The 2,401-nt window shown below is 46.9% G+C and carries 2 protein-coding genes; both read left to right on the top strand.

The genetic code is table 11. The annotated features are described in order from the left end of the window. Nucleotides 1-368: 368 nt before the first annotated feature. Nucleotides 369-932 carry a LemA family protein gene (locus tag H6A34_RS14085; protein WP_205106029.1) on the top strand — a complete coding sequence of 188 codons (564 nt, stop codon included), beginning with the start codon at nucleotides 369-371 and terminating at the stop codon, nucleotides 930-932. Nucleotides 933-944: 12 nt separating this feature from the next. Then, complete coding sequence (locus tag H6A34_RS14080; RefSeq protein ID WP_205106028.1) at nucleotides 945-1,958, top strand: M48 family metallopeptidase; 1,014 nt, start codon at nucleotides 945-947, stop codon at nucleotides 1,956-1,958. Nucleotides 1,959-2,401: the final 443 nt, after the last annotated feature.

Below are 2,401 nucleotides of genomic sequence, written 5' to 3'. Positions count from 1 at the left end.
ACTTGCGCTTGCTCATGCCTGACGAGTAATAGTCACGAAGGACGCTCAATTTGAACTCCTCGCTGTACTTTGTTGGACTCTTTCGCATTGTTTTACACATTTTTAATTGTTCATAAATGTGTCAACTTTTGCCAGGACAAGACATTTTGCAAAACCTCCAGTCAACAAGCCCCACACGACATTTACACGTTGTTTGCCTATTTACCGTCTGATATGCGCCATGCCGCATGTGACACAACTGCAAAGCAAACGTATCGAAAAGAATAAAAAGCAAAAAGTTTTACATTAAATCATAAATAAGTAGTGAATGTCGGGAAATGGCATTATCTTTGTTCTCATATTTAAACAAAACCAATTATTTTTTTATTATGGCAATAGCAATTATCATTTTAGTAGTAGTTGTGCTGCTCGTCATCTGGGGAGTAAGCCTTTACAACAACCTCGTGAAATTAAAAAACAACCGCGAGAACGCCTTTGCAAACATCGACGTGCAGCTGAAACAAAGGCACGACCTCGTACCACAGCTCGTCTCTACCGTCAAAGGATACGCCACACACGAGCGTGAGGTACTGCAACGTGTCACCGAAGCCCGCACCGCTGCAATGGGAGCTACTGGCATTAACGACAAAATCAACGCCGAGAACGCGCTTACCAGCGCGCTGGCCGGCCTGAAGGTGTCGCTCGAGGCATATCCTGACCTCAAGGCAAACCAGAACTTCATGCACCTGCAAACGGAACTGTCAGACCTCGAGAACAAGCTGGCAGCAGCACGCCGCTTCTTCAACTCAACCACACGCGAACTGAACAACGCCGTGGAAACATTCCCGTCAAACATCTTCGCAAAGATGTTTAAGTTCGGCAAGGAGCCGATGTTCGAGGTTCCACAAGAAGAGCGTGCAGTTTACGACAAGGCTCCAGAAATAAAGTTCTAACCCAAAAGCACAATGAAATATGTAGGAATGTACACCCAGATACGGCGCAACAACATGCTTACCGCCATGTTGCTGCTCCTGTTTCCGGTCATAATACTCGGCATGATTTGGGTGTTTCTCGCATTGGTAAACTATTTCGGCAACGGCGTTTATGACCAATACGGCAACATCGTGCGCCATCTTGACGCCGACATCGTAAACCACTACTTCCTAAACGCCCTGCCATGGGTAATCGCCGGCGTCGGCGCATGGTTCATAATAGCCTACTTTTCCAACACGGCAATGGTGCGCGCAGCCACGGGGGCACGTCCAATAACACGCAAGGAGAACCCGAGGATTTACAACATCGTCGAAAACCTGTGCATCGCATGCAACATGGACATGCCGAAAATAAACATCGTCAACGACCCGCAGCTTAACGCTTTCGCCAGCGGAATAGACAAAAAAAGCTATACAGTGACACTCACAACGGGTATCATCAACCGCCTTAACGACGACGAATTGGCAGGAGTAATAGCCCACGAGCTGACGCACATACGCAACCACGACACCCGACTGCTCATCACAAGCATAATATTCATCGGCATAGTGTCAACAATAATGAGCCTCGTGGTACAGATGATGTACAACGCTTTCTGGTTTGGCGGCATGAGCCATCGCAGCAGCAACGACGAAGACAACCGTGGCAGCGGTATCTCCATGCTTGTAGTGTTTATAATTGCCGCCCTGTGCTGCGCCGTAGCCTACCTGTTCACGCTGCTCACACGCTTTGCCATCTCACGCAAACGAGAATACATGGCAGACGCCGGTGGTGCCGAACTATGCGGTAATCCGCTTGCGCTCGCCTCGGCGTTACGCAAAATTTCAGGCGACCCTGGACTTGAAAATGTCAAACGTGACGACATTGCGCAACTGTTCATCATCCATCCGCAGCATTTCGCTCCAGGACTTACCAGCTTCTTCAGCTCGCTGTTCAGCACCCATCCTGACACGAAAAAACGCATAGAAATACTCGAACAGTTCTGACAGGAAACAGAATCAAATAAAAAAGTTGGCCATAAACCATCAATAAATAGGTTATGGCCAACTTTTTTATACTCAATTATCATTATACTAAACGCACTGTGTCAAGCCTTACTCAAATAAAATCCTTATAATAGTACGCCTAACATCCATAAATAACTGCCTGCCTCATTTGCCCATAAGGCTTATTAAACTAATTAGGTCACAAGCATTTATTAACTACCATACGGCCTACTAATCAGTTGGCATATTAGCTCTCTCAGCCCCATCCAGCATATTGAGCTTATTAGGCCTATTGGACTTATTAGGCTTACCTGATTGGGCCCATAGGGCTTATTGGGCTGATAAGGCCAATAAGCCCTATGGGCAAAAAAAAGTATCCCCGCAAGGAAAACTCCTCGCGGGGATACTCTATTAACTTGAAAAAAGGCGGCCTCCTACTCTCC

The organism is Marseilla massiliensis (assembly GCF_016899855.1).
In the GTDB taxonomy this organism is placed as follows: domain Bacteria; phylum Bacteroidota; class Bacteroidia; order Bacteroidales; family Bacteroidaceae; genus Prevotella.
This window is presented reverse-complemented; position numbering and strand designations above follow the sequence as displayed.